This is a genomic window from Mesorhizobium wenxiniae (genome assembly GCF_002284535.1).
Taxonomy (GTDB): domain Bacteria; phylum Pseudomonadota; class Alphaproteobacteria; order Rhizobiales; family Rhizobiaceae; genus Mesorhizobium; species Mesorhizobium wenxiniae.
The window spans coordinates 289967-301485 of sequence record NZ_NPKH01000024.1 but is presented as its reverse complement, the minus strand read 5'-3'; the positions used below and the strand labels follow the sequence as shown (position 1 = coordinate 301485).

The 11519-nt window shown below is 62.9% G+C and carries 10 protein-coding genes and 1 pseudogene; 5 read left to right on the top strand and 6 right to left on the bottom strand.

Annotation, left to right across the window (positions count from 1 at the left end; all coding sequences use genetic code 11):
- A pseudogene (locus tag CIT31_RS20855) lies at window positions 1-172 on the top strand (mechanosensitive ion channel family protein); the annotation flags it as partial.
- Between the two features lie 233 nt (window positions 173-405).
- The gene (locus CIT31_RS20850) at window positions 406-639 is read left to right on the top strand and encodes a hypothetical protein (protein ID WP_095520154.1); all 234 of its coding nucleotides are present in this window, start codon (window positions 406-408) and stop codon (window positions 637-639) included.
- 232 nt (window positions 640-871) lie between these two features.
- On the opposite strand, the gene CIT31_RS20845 is transcribed toward CIT31_RS20850, so the two are convergent.
- A complete protein-coding gene (locus CIT31_RS20845; RefSeq protein ID WP_425350628.1) occupies window positions 872-1933 on the bottom strand; it encodes an aminopeptidase in 1062 nt (353 codons plus the stop codon).
- Window positions 1934-2197: 264 nt separating this feature from the next.
- On the opposite strand from CIT31_RS20845, the gene CIT31_RS20840 reads away from it, so the two are divergent.
- Window positions 2198-2857, top strand: a complete 660-nt coding sequence (locus CIT31_RS20840; RefSeq protein WP_095520196.1) for a L,D-transpeptidase — start codon at window positions 2198-2200, stop codon at window positions 2855-2857.
- A gap of 10 nt (window positions 2858-2867) precedes the next feature.
- Window positions 2868-3380, top strand: coding sequence for an OmpA family protein (locus CIT31_RS20835; RefSeq protein WP_095520153.1), 513 nt, complete (start codon window positions 2868-2870; stop codon window positions 3378-3380).
- Window positions 3381-3685: 305 nt separating this feature from the next.
- Here the strand turns inward: CIT31_RS20835 and CIT31_RS20830 are convergent, their stop codons facing one another.
- The 4 genes from CIT31_RS20830 to CIT31_RS20815 all read right to left on the bottom strand — a co-directional run bounded on the left by CIT31_RS20830 (window position 3686) and on the right by CIT31_RS20815 (window position 8675).
- Complete coding sequence (locus tag CIT31_RS20830) at window positions 3686-5077, bottom strand: alpha/beta fold hydrolase (protein ID WP_245316412.1); 1392 nt, start codon at window positions 5075-5077, stop codon at window positions 3686-3688.
- A 69-nt stretch (window positions 5078-5146) separates the two neighbouring features.
- Window positions 5147-5434, bottom strand: coding sequence for a monooxygenase (locus CIT31_RS20825; protein WP_133116196.1), 288 nt, complete (start codon window positions 5432-5434; stop codon window positions 5147-5149).
- A gap of 541 nt (window positions 5435-5975) precedes the next feature.
- Window positions 5976-7700, bottom strand: coding sequence for a hypothetical protein (locus tag CIT31_RS20820; RefSeq protein WP_133116195.1), 1725 nt, complete (start codon window positions 7698-7700; stop codon window positions 5976-5978).
- A gap of 336 nt (window positions 7701-8036) precedes the next feature.
- Window positions 8037-8675, bottom strand: coding sequence for a DNA-3-methyladenine glycosylase (locus CIT31_RS20815; protein WP_095520195.1), 639 nt, complete (start codon window positions 8673-8675; stop codon window positions 8037-8039).
- A gap of 156 nt (window positions 8676-8831) precedes the next feature.
- On the opposite strand from CIT31_RS20815, the gene CIT31_RS20810 reads away from it, so the two are divergent.
- Window positions 8832-9980: an amidohydrolase gene (locus CIT31_RS20810; RefSeq protein WP_095520149.1), complete on the top strand. Its 1149-nt coding sequence runs from the start codon at window positions 8832-8834 to the stop codon at window positions 9978-9980.
- 39 nt (window positions 9981-10019) lie between these two features.
- On the opposite strand, the gene CIT31_RS20805 is transcribed toward CIT31_RS20810, so the two are convergent.
- Window positions 10020-11519, bottom strand: a complete 1500-nt coding sequence (locus CIT31_RS20805; protein ID WP_095520148.1) for a helicase HerA domain-containing protein — start codon at window positions 11517-11519, stop codon at window positions 10020-10022.

Sequence of the window (11519 nt, the reverse complement as noted above, 5' to 3'; positions counted from 1 at the left end):
TCCCGTGGTTCATTTTCGCGTCAGTGAAAACACCTGGCTCGAGGCCATCGTGCGTTACCTTGTGCCGCCGAAGGAAGCGGGGCGCACCAAAACACGCTTGATCAAGGAAATGCTGGCGCGAATGAATGCAAAACCCGATCGCGTGCTGTTTCCGAAGAGCAATTTGAGGTGAACTTCCTCACGCCCCCCGCGTCGCGGCAGGCAAGCCTGGATACTCGAACGTGTGCGTCCAATCCTCCTCACTCGTTCGTGTCGACATGGCTTGCGTCTCCGACTCAGGCGGAACCCATGATTTACAACCGACCCCAAGGAACACTGTTGCCGCCCATCTAGCCGTCTTATCGGTATCGGCGAAGCCGCTGATCTGTGCTAAGCCGCCGCCCGAATAGCCAAAGGAGTACACCCGTGAGCGAGCCGACCGTGGCCGAGGCGACCGACAGCATCTATGCAGCGCTCCGGGCGAACAATGCCGACATCGATGCACATATCGCGGCGCTCAAAGCAGCGCTGGCGCGAGAGGGGATAGAACAAGCGGTGTTCGATCCAACCAGGCTGGCGCAGAACAACCGTTCGGGCCGCAAGCTAATGCAGGCTTATTTTCGGCAGCGCGGCGTGAGCGTGAGGTTTTCGGCCTCGTAGGGGCGCACGCTGAGGCGCCACGGCCCGCCGGCAATCATTGTGGTCCAAGATCCCGCGGGGAGTTCAGGCAAGTCCGCTTTTGGCTTCTGTAGGCCGACATGCGGCTTCCGGCCCCGCCGACGTCAAAGTACCTGGGAAATCGGCCGACAAACGGTCAATTCAATCACCTGCGCCGGCTTGCCGAGCACATCAGCGACCGATTCGCCGCTTCTGGCCTTCGGATTTGACCGGATCAATCGCATGAATCTGCCGCCTTGAGCGCTTCGGCGCGGTCAGATTTGTCTAACGCTCCTATCCGTCGAACCGACGCGAAGAATCGTGGATAGTCGCCCGAACACAAATCGAACAAGCGGAGAAACGTCGCCACCCGATCGCCGTAGACGGAAGTCGCGGCGAGCTTCGCGTTGTTAATCGGAGAATCGAACCAGACATCGTATCCCCGGTATCCACGCCAGCGACTGTCGCGCATCTCTCGGTAGCGCATTCGCAGCCGTTCGATCGCGGCTATCTTTGCGGCCCGCTTCTGCTCAGAGGTAGCGCTGTCGTCATAGACGTGCCTTAGCTCGTCTCGGGTCTGCGACACCAGCGCAAGAAATTGAGCTCTGCGCCTCCGGTCGGCTTCGTAACGGCGCAAACCGGCAGTATCCCCATTCGCGCGCAGCCATTTTCTTACACCGGTTGTTTCGACAGCGGCAGCGAACGCCTCGTTGAACGCGGAATCGTCCTGTACGTAGACGCGCTGGTGGGCCAGCTCATGGAACACCAGCCCTGCAAGACCCGCTTCATCTTGGCTGAGCATGGTGCTCAGCAGCGGGTCACTTGACCAGCCGAGCGTGGAATATGCAGTGATGCCCGTCACATAGACGTCCAGGCCCTGTCTCTGAAGTTCGACAGCGGTTTCAATCGCAGACCTTTTGGAGAAGTATCCTCGGTACGGAACGCATCCGAACACCGGAAAGCACCATGTTCGTGGCGTCAGCGAGAATTCCGGCGCTGCGAAGATGGCCCATGTCACCGCGTCCCGACCAACGTCAACATAGCTGCGGTAGCTATTGTTGTCCGGCAGCGCTAGTTCATCTATCGCAAACTGTCGGATGGCGCTCGCCGATGCCATTCGAGCGCGCAATGTCCCAGGGGTCGAAGGATTGTCGATCAGCTCTCCGACATCCTGGCGCGCCGCCATGATCTCCACGTGACCCTTCAAGGATTGTGCGTAGTAGGAAATGCTGGTGCAACCTGCCACGCCGGACATCGCGATCATCGCAGCAACCGAACGAAAAAAAGCATGCATCATGCCCACGGCATCGCTCACACGTCCGGATAGGGCAAATGTCGCAACTACGCCCGGTCCCAAACAGTCGCGCCAATTTGGTTAAGATCCTGGATGGGGTTTAGGTTAGACGTTCGTCCTCGGCAAGATTGCCACAACGGTCACTCGCCGCCAAATTGCCGAATGTCCGGACACGGCGGACTGAAGCAACGCAGCATTTTCCACTTTGAGGCGAAGTAATTCTCGACTATGGTCCGCCAGGCTTTTGGCATGGGGGGAAAATTGCCGATGGTTTTATCACGCAGGGGTGTCGTGCTCGGCGGCCTGGCGATGGTCGCGGTGGGTGCAACCAGCAATATTGCTCAAGCCGCGGCGGCAAAATCCTTTTTCGCCGGTACCGCCAGCGACAACAATTTTGTCTATCGCAAGACCAACTTCGCCAAGATCGACAAGAGATGGCATCGCCAGATCGTCAAGTATTTCAGCAGCGAGCCGGTCGGCACCGTCGTGGTCGATACCCGCCACCACTTCCTCTACGTCATCATGGAAAACAAGACCGCCATCCGCTACGGCGTCGGCGTCGGCAAGGACGGCTTCAAATGGTACGGCCGCGCGACGATCGACCGCCGCGCGCTGTGGCCGCAATGGGTCCCGCCCCCCGAAATGCGTAAGCGCAGGCCGGACCTACCGCACATGGTCGCAGGCGGCGCGTCCAACAATCCGCTCGGGCCGCGCGCGCTCTATCTGCACCGCAACGGCGCCGACACCGGCTACCGCCTGCATGGCACGCTGGAGCCATGGAGCATCGGCACCGACGCTTCCAGCGGCTGCATCCGCATGTTCCCGGAAGACATCATCGACCTTTACCAGCGCTGCCCGATCGGCACCGCGGTGCAGGTCCTGCCGCACATCGCCGACCAGGCGCCCGCTTCCACCACTGTCGAATGATTGGCGCCTCATGAACCGCATGATTGAAAACACGCGCCGGCTGCTCGCCGCCGGCATGCTGGTGCTGGCCGCATCCTGCTCGACCAGCAACACGCTGGCCCCTTCCACGCCCAACATCACCAACACCGAGGTTGCCGGCTTCCAGAACGTGCAGCCAGGCAGCGAGGAGGATTTTATACTCAATGTCGGCCGCCGCACCTATTTCACGCAAGGTTCGGCCGCGCTCGATTCTGTCGCCAAGGCCACCCTCGACACCCAGATCGCCTGGTTAGCAAAGCATCCGCGCTGGCTGCTCAAGCTGCAGGGTTTCGCCGACGATCCCGGCGCAAGTGAAACGGCGCTGTCGCAGCAGCGCGCCGATGCGGTGATGGACTACCTCGCCGCCGGCGGCATAGACCGCAACCGCATGTGGGCCAAGGGCTACGGCAAGGACAGGCTCGTCCGCGACTGCCCCGACACCGCCTGCAGGTCGCAGAACCGCCGCGTTGTGTCTAATTTGCGCGATGAGAGGGACGAGCCGTAGGGGGCTGCTGTTCTGCTTGTGACCCGAAGCAGAGTCTCACACGCGACGGCGGCATGGCTGCTTTGCGCAGCATGTCGGTCGTTGAGTAGACCCTAGCCGCATCCAAAAGCCGACATCCGAGTGAACAGGCGAGGCGGCACGTTTGCACACAAGCGGACGTTCGGCTGTAGCCACTCAACCTTTCCAGCAGGGGTGTTTCAACGAAGCTGAATTGGGTGTCGCTTCGTCGCACTCGCCGCCTGCTTGATCTCCGTCAAATCCGTCCACACCGCCTAGCTCGCTCGAAGCAGAGAAGATTCGGGGCGTCACCTCGATAAGAATAGCCGTATCTCCTCGAATATGCGTTCGAAGGCAGGCTCGCCCTCCTGGACCAAATGGCTGCGCCCCTCCATCGCAACGAACCGTGCGTCCGGTATGCCGGCCGCCACCTCGCGCCCGCTCTCGAGCGGAGCGATGAGGTCGCCGCGGACGTGCATTACGAGGGTCCGTGCCTGCACCCGAGGCAGGAGATCGCGCACGTCGAGGTCACCTACCGTTTCGAAGTAGCGGACCGCGCACTCGGGCGAGGTCGTCCGCCGCTGAAGCTCGTTCCAGACGTCCGCCTGCTCCTTTGTGGCGTCGGGCATGAACTGCGAGGTGAACATTTGGCGGAAGACTGGCTCATCCGCACCCCAACCAAAACGCATCAGGGTTGCCATGGCGTCTCGCTTCGCCCTGCTCTCAGGCGAGCGTTTGCGAGCGCCAAGCGCGAACCCGCCATACAAGATGAGGTGCGACACCCGCTCGGGATAGCGCTCCGCGAAAGCAATCGAGACCGCACAGCCCTGCGAGACGCCGAGCAGGGCAAAGCGGTCGAGACCTGCGTCATCCACCACAGCCTTAAGATCGCTCACCCATGCGTCGAGGGAGACGTCCGGTACATCCCAATCCGAGAGGCCGTTGCCGCGAGCGTCGTAGCGGATCAGGGTGTTGCCTCTCGCCAGCCGCTCCAGAAAGGCGCGCCATACCGGGCTCTCCCAATCGTATTCGAGATGGTTGAGCCAATTGGCCGCCTTCACGATCGGCGGGCCCGTGCCGACCTTGGCCCAGGCGAGGCGCACGCCGTCGGGGGCACGGCAATATTCGATCTCCTGCTGCAGGGCGGCACCGCGTATCGAGCGAGCCGCGGCCGGTTCTTCACGTTGGACGAGGTAGGTCCTAACCGGCCGAGCGATGTTCTTGACCGATTTTGAGCCTCGATCCTCAAAGCCGCAATTCAGCTTGCCCTCGACTTCGTCGTGCACTTTGCCGGAGATCAGGATGCCGCCCGCTGGCGCGAGTGCTTCGAGGCGAGCAGCGACATTGACGCCCTCGCCGTAGATGTCGCCATCATCCTCGACGATGACGTCGCCGAGGTTGATGCCAATCCGAATTGCAACCGGGTTTGACGGGCAGTCCGGCCGGTCCGAGGATAGGTTGATGGCGCCCTGTATGGCGATGGCCGCGCGGAGCGCTTCAATTGGGCTCGCAAACTCGGCCAGGAAACCGTCGCCCGTGGTCTTCACCAGGCGCCCCTGGTGGTTGGCGATCTGGGGCGCGAGGATGGTGCGCTGAAGTGCCTTGATGCGTGCGAAGGTACCTTCCTCGTCGCGCTCCATCATGGACGAGAAGCCCACGACGTCGGCTGCCAGAATAGCTGCCAGCCGCCGGGTGGTCACTCGGAGACTCCTGAAGGGCCCCATCCGAAGCTCATTGACCCTCCTAAGGTCTCACGCCGACTTTTTCAGCTATCCGGCGTCCGCCAATGTGTGGGTGTATTCGTTGATCACCCTGCCTTCAGCGCTCTCGACCACCTGCGGCACGTGCCACTCGCTCTTGGTGGGCATCACGCCCCAGCGGCTGGTCACCCCCGCGATCCAGTCTGGGCTGTAGAATGCATCAGCGTCTGCCTTGGATTGCCAGAGATAGATGCCGACGGTTGTCCGCCCGTCCTCCGAGTAGCCAAAGTATTTGCGCACAAGCCCCGGCACACTGAGATACATGTCGGCAACATCTGCAAACAGCTTGTCCGCCATCGGTGTCGTAAGGCCCACTGGCGACGGATAGCTCCATAGGACGCAATGCATGGGAATGCCTCACGACGCTGAACCACCTACGGTGGCATTGCATTCGCACTGCGCCTACCATCGATCAGCATTGCGCGGCAAGCGTTTCTTGAGTTGGGGCGATCGTCTCCGCGCAGCCGGCAGATCCCGTCGGTCCGCTTAATGTCGCCTCGATCGAGCTAGACGCCGGTGAACATGTCCGGCTACGAGGGTTGTGGTGTGCTTGGATTGACTGTCACGCTTCACCGTCACGCCAACGTACTAGCGGCCGCTCTGACTGCCCATTCCCGGACAGTCCCAGCAGTACGCTGATTGGCTTTTACCCAACCGCGTGGCAGGACCCCAGAGGGATAGCGACCGCTCATGGTGGAAAGCGGAATGGCAGCTATTGATCGACACTGAAAACGATCCGGACATTCAGACCGCGCGACACCCGAATGGGCCAGCCCATCATCCATCCTGTCGCCGGACGTAGCTCTGTCCCCGAAGATTCTTCTTTCCGTTTCGGCGATCAATCCCGGCGCGGATCGTAAGGCTTGGCGGCCCGTTGAGCGACGCGCTCGCGGTACCTCGCGTCGGTACCACCTCGGTTTTCCGGCTTGGTAAGCGTTTCGACAGGCTTCCCGAGGACGACCAGCAGCGTGTCCCATTCTTCCTGGCCGAGCGTCTTGTAGCGGTACTCCAGACCCGGCGAAGCCAGGAGCTGCTCGATCTCAGGCCGCGCGAAAGAGGCCGCAGGGCCAATGCGGCGAAAGCCGCTTCGCACGGCATCGGTAGCCGCGGTCAGGTCGCTGAAGCCATACTTGCCCGGATCGTAGACGGAGTACTCGCGCAGCAGCCGCAACAGGTCGGGCACGGCATCGACGCCGCGGTCGCCCTGGCGCTTGATCAGGCCGGTGGCAAAGCGGCTGACCGCCGGATCGGCGAGAATCTCGCGCTCTTCCGGCAGAGGATCGGCGTATGCACCTACAGGGAGGCCGGCCAGGGCATTGATCCAGTGGCGCGCCTCCTTCTTGTCGATGGCCGCGAGGTAGCGGCGGGCGGCGAGCCGCCGCAGACCGGCGGAGTCGCCATCGACCTGTTTGATGATCGCCCACAGCCCGTCTGAGGATCGCACCCGCGGGTCCTCCAAGATGCGAACCAGCAGACGCCGGTCGCTCTCGCCGAGCGGCTGGTCGTTCGCGCGGAACGAGTCCATCCACTGATTGGCGAGCGCGAACGCGGGATCGCTCACTGGCTTACGCGAATCGTCGAGCGCTCTGGCAAGTTCCTCGCGCGTTCTCGTTTTCGCCGCTTCCATATCCACGCCGCGCGAAACGCTGGTGTGGTCGAGTAGCAACCGGTTGACCGGAACCTCGGCGTACATCCTTCCGTCACCGAGCCGCCGACGCGCCCAGCCGAACCGGAAGTTCTCGATCCCGCCCGAAGTCCCGATCAGCATCGGCGCCGCCGGGGCAAAGATCGACAGGATCGACTGCCGCAGCAGCACCTGTTCACCGGCGTCGGTGATGGTGAGCGCCTTGCGGTGGGGTGCGGAGGGTTCGAGCGACCAATCCACCCGTCCCCATCGGGGCTTGGCATCGGGCACGGCAGGGCCGTCCTCGATCGCGATGGTGAAGTCGGGTTCGAGGGCGTCGTCGCTTTGCAGCAGCGCCTTGCCCTCTGACATCATCAGGTTCCATTCGGCTTCCAGCGCGCGCTGAGGGGCGAGCGGATCGGAGGCATCGTAGCGCCGCTCTTCCAGAAGGCCATGCCCGATGACGGTGCTTCGTTTGCCGGGCGTCGAGTCCGGCACGATGCGATAGGTATTGGAATGACCGCGAGGGGTCTGGACGCGGACCGAAGTGACGCCCGGGGTCTTGAGCAAGGCCGCGCACAGTGCATCGCAACGGCCCTCGAACGGGCGGGCGAGGAGAATGTCGCCCTTGAGCGCAATCGGTGCGCTCGCCTGAATGTCCGGCTCCTTCAGGCTGGCCAGCATGCCCCTCGCCCAGGTGAGGCCTGGCTGGGGGATGGTCCAGAACAGTGCCAGCGTCGCAGCGCCCGACATGACGTTCAGAGGAACCCCTGAAAGGAAACCTCCGAGCAGCAAGCGGAACAGCGCGAAGGCGACGCCATACATGAAAGCCGTTGGCATCGACGCGAGGATGATCCCCGGGATAATCAGGAAACTGCCGATGATGACCAGCCAGGGCATTGTCAGCGCCACGAACGCGCCGATGCCGGTGATGATCAAGTAAGTCTTCAACCACATGCACGGAACCTTACCGCGCAGGACTCAAAAAAATGATAAAGCTACTGTTCTCGGGTCGGTGCCGTCTTTCAGCATCCGTCCGTTGACGAATCTGGTTACGCTCACCTCGAAAAGCTGTCGATCGTCCGCCTTTGGGGCTCTGGCGCCTCCCACCAGATGACCGACTCGAAGTCGCAAGAGGAACGTCAGCTTTATAACGCATCGCGCCCGAAACCGGAAGGACAGCAGACGGCCCATTGCGGTTACCACATAAATCGCACTCGATTGCCCGCTTCTGGGCGCAAATCAGACTCCGATGCTTTACCTGCAACTCTGCTACTACCGCTGCCCCTGGCTCAGCGATCTTGGGCCGCTGACAAACGCACTCCCCCTGACATAAAATCGCAATAGCCGATCCGCGTCCTTCGAAACGCCGATCCTAATGCTCTTCCCGATTTCGCCTGCTTTGTGGTCGTCTCGTGCCAGCCATAGCGGGCCTTCCCGGCAAAGATCGAGCCCGTCGAGCGACCGGTCGATTCGCAACGCGGCAGCCAGCCTACCCGGTCCTCGCGCCAGGTCGCGCAAGCGCTCGACGCCGCGATGGAACCGCATGACTCCGACGCCTTCGAGCGGCTCGAGCGCCCTGATCAGCACGCCGGTTCCGATCCCAGCCGTCTCGCTCGAAACATTCAGCATGTATGAGAGGCCATAGGCGAGATAGACGTAGGCGTGCCCGCGCTCAAGAAACAGCGAACGGTTGCGCGGGGTCATTCCCCGGTAACCGTGCCCGGCGGCATCGCCGGCGACATAGGCCTCGGTCTCGACAATGCGGCCGCTGACGATGCCTTCCGGCAACGCCCGCACCACCAGCTTGCCGATGAGATAGTGGGCAAGAGCGGCCGTATCTTCAGGCAGCTCCGCGCGGGCGAGCGGCGGATGATCATGTCGGCCAGGCTTCACGGCATCCGCTTGACCCATTGTGCGCGAGAAGGCCAAGGCTCGAACGGATCGCCGGAATGCTGGTTCTTACAACCCAAGGGCACTCTGAGCTCCCGGTCTTCCATTTCGAGACTCCTTGGCCCTGGAGCAATGGCTGCTTTTGCTTAAAATGGAGCGCAAACGGAGTTGGAACACGTGACCCTTACCAATCGAGACATCGTCGAGCTTATAGCGTGGCGGCGCAAGCTGCACCAGAACCCTGAAATCTCGAATGAAGAGGAGGAGACCGCTAAAGAAGTCGTCGACTTCCTCGCCGATACGGGGCCGCACAAGGTGCTGACCGGATTGGGCGGGCATGGCGTGGCGGCGATCTACGAAAGCGGCAAGGCGGGGCCGACGGTGATGTTTCGCTCGGAACTCGATGCGCTGCCGATTTATGAACTTTCTGGCGTAGATCATGCATCACTCGTGCCGGGCAAGTCGCATATGTGCGGCCATGACGGACATACCGCGATCCTGGCGGCACTTGGCCGTCAGTTGGGGCGCGAAAAACCTGCCCGCGGTCGCGTCGTGCTGATGTTCCAGCCGGCGGAAGAAACCGGCAATGGTGCTGCCGGTGTCGTCGCCGATCCGCGCTTTGGCGAGATCGCCCCGGATTTCGCCTTCTCGCTGCACAATCTGCCGGGCGTGCCGTTCGGCGAGGTGCGGCTCAAGACCGGAGTGGTGAACTGCGCTTCACGCGGCATGCGCATCGTGCTGGAGGGCAAGACCGCGCATTCGTCCATGCCCGAGACCGGCGTCTCGCCGATGATGGCAATCAGCCAGTTGATGCCGGCACTCCCGGCACTTGGCAGCGGAACTTTTGCCGACGACAACTTCAGCATGCTGACCGTCACCCATGCCGCGATGGGCGAAGCGGTGTTCGGCATCGCGCCCGGCCATGCAGAGGTCTGGGCGACGCTGCGCACCCGGCGCGACGAGCGCATGGCAAACCTGTGCGCCGCCGCTGAATCGCTGGTCACACAGATCGCTAGCCAGCATGGCCTTTCTACCTGGTGGGACTATCAAGAGATATTTGTGGCCAGCGTCAATGCGCCGGACGCCGTAGAGCATCTGCGGCGAGCTCTCGATGAAGAAGGCGTCGTGCACGGAGAAGAAGCCCTGCCAATGCGTGCTTCGGAAGATTTCGGCTTGTTCGGCCACAGCGCCTCGTCGGCGATGTTCTTCCTGGGTGCGGGCGAGCGGCACCCTGCGTTGCACAATCCGGACTATGACTTTCCGGACGATTTGATCCCGATCGGGTCGAAAATATTCATGCGAGCGGCGCGCAATCTTCTGGGCTGACCTCATCTTCTGGCTGAGCCCGGGCGCCCCATCCGCCCCTCACACAGCCAAACGCCCCTGCTCGGCCTCCGCCGCATTAGGGTCGCCCGGTGCGGTCGCCCAGGCCAGTTCGACGAGCGTCACCGTCCGCCGCCCAGTCCCGTCGAGTTGGCAGACGATGAGGCCCTGCTCCTCGATATAGGTCAGCAGACGCCGGGCACGGCGCAGCGAGTGTGAGCCATAGGCGCGGGCAATTGCTGCGTCGCTCGGGCAGGGCCAGCCCTCCTTCGCTGCGCGGGCGATCATCATGAACACACCTTGCATATCCTCGGGCAGCAGCGAGGCGCGCACCGAGACATCCTGCCAAGCGTCATCCCCCGCCATATCGGAGCCGAGGCCGGCGCGGGCGCGGGTCAGCATGCGGCGGAACTCGGGAAGGTCCGGCACGACCGAGGCGAGGCCCTCTATCCGGCAGCGAACCACGAACTCCTGATAAAGCACGCCGATGACACGGAAGCCCGCGTCGGGCTGCGCCAGCACGGCGCGCAGAACACGGTCCACCCGCTCACGCCGCTCCGCCAAATCCTCGGCGCTGATCGGCGGCTCCACCGGTTCAGGGCGGATTTCCAGCGCCGCCGACTTCGCCGCCATCAATTGATCGAGCAGGTCCGGCGACGACCGGCGCTGCGGCCGGACAATTTCCGGCGGCGGGGCTGCCAGGATGATGGCGCGCGCGTCCTCAAGGGCTGCTTCCGGCAGCGGCATCAGCCGCGGCGTGCCATTGCGCGGGCTGGTATCCGTCGGGCCGATGCGCAGGCCCAGCGGACGGCGCGATAGCGCCGGGCCCAGCGCCATGAATTGCCCGCGCTCCAGGTCGCGGAAAGCCTCGGCCTGCCGCCGCTCCATGCCCAGCAAGTCGGCCGCGCGGGCCATATCAATGTCCAAAAAAGTTCGGCCCATGAGGAAATTGGAGGCCTCGGCGGCGACGTTCTTGGCGAGCTTGGCCAGCCGCTGGGTGGCGATGATCCCGGCAAGCCCGCGTTTGCGGCCACGGCACATCAGGTTGGTCATGGCGCCGAGCGAGAGTTTGCGCGCCTCGTCCGAAACCTCGCCGGCGACGGCCGGCGCGAACAGCTGCGCCTCGTCCACCACCACCAGCATCGGATACCAGTGGTCGCGGGCGACCTCGAACAGTCCGCCGAGGAAGGCAGCGGCGCGACGCATCTGGTTCTCGGCGTCGAGCCCTTCGAGATTGAGCACCGTGGAAACGCGATGGATGCGCGCCCGCTCGCCGGCGCTCTGCAGGCCGCGCTCGGTATGCTCCTCGGCATCGATTACCAGATGGCCGAAGCGCTCGCCCAGCGACACGAAGTCGCCTTCGGGGTCGATGATGGTCTGCTGCACCCAGGGGGCACTCTGCTCCAGCAGCCGGCGCAGCAGATGCGATTTGCCGGAGCCCGAATTGCCCTGCACCAAAAGGCGGGTCGCCAGCAGTTCCTCAAGATCCAGTGCCCCCGGGGCGCCTGCGGTCGTATGGCCCATCTCGATCGCAACGGTCAT